At 36.9% G+C, this 696-nt stretch carries 1 protein-coding gene and 1 pseudogene; both read left to right on the top strand.

Annotated elements, in window-relative coordinates; genetic code table 11:
* Positions 1-210: pseudogene (locus GPK60_RS08920) on the top strand (hypothetical protein); the annotation flags it as partial.
* Positions 110-696, top strand: a 587-nt coding sequence (locus GPK60_RS08915) for an RNA-guided endonuclease TnpB family protein (RefSeq protein WP_215659405.1), incomplete at its 3' end; no start/stop codon positions are given. The pseudogene GPK60_RS08920 and the gene GPK60_RS08915, both read left to right, overlap by 101 nt.

Genomic DNA, 696 nt, shown 5'->3' with positions numbered 1-696 from the left:
GAAGAACTATCACCACAAGAAGAACTCGTGCAGGATATTGTTTCTATTCTTCATGTGTTCTCCTGCAGGTTGTATGGACTCCGTAAGTATAAAAAACAAATAGAGAGGGATGAAGAAATTGTTAAAGAGCTTCAAGACGGAAATCAATCCCACACCGGAGCAGAAAATCAGGATTCACAAGACGATAGGCACTTGCCGATATGTCTATAACTTCTACCTTTGTCACAACAAAGCCTTGTATGATAAAGGTGAAAAGTTTATGACTGGTAAGGGCTTTAGTGTATGGCTTAACAATGAATACATTCCAAATAATCCTGATAAAGCATGGATTAAGGAAGCGTATTCAAAAGCCGTGAAAAGATCCATCGAAGACGGATGTACTGCTTTTACAAGATTTTTTAAACATCAGAGTGATTTTCCTAAATTTAAAAAGAAAGGTAAATCAGATGTAAAAATGTATTTCGTTAGAAATAACCCAAAGGATTGCGTGTGTGAAAGGCATAGACTTAAGATTCCAACTTTGGGTTGGGTCCGCATCAAAGAGAAAGGATATATTCCAACAACAAAAGATGGATATGTAATCAAAAGCGGTACGGTTTCAATAAAAGCTGACAGATACTATGTTTCAGTTCTTGTAGAACTGCCGGATAACAAGACAGCTGATAATTCCAATGAAGGAATTGGCATTGATCTTGG

Source organism: Ruminococcus sp. MCC718 (genome assembly GCF_018783905.1).
Classification (GTDB): Bacteria; Bacillota; Clostridia; order Lachnospirales; family Lachnospiraceae; genus Hominisplanchenecus; species Hominisplanchenecus faecis.
Note: the sequence above shows the minus strand (reverse complement) of the source record. Positions and strands in the feature narration are given on the sequence as shown.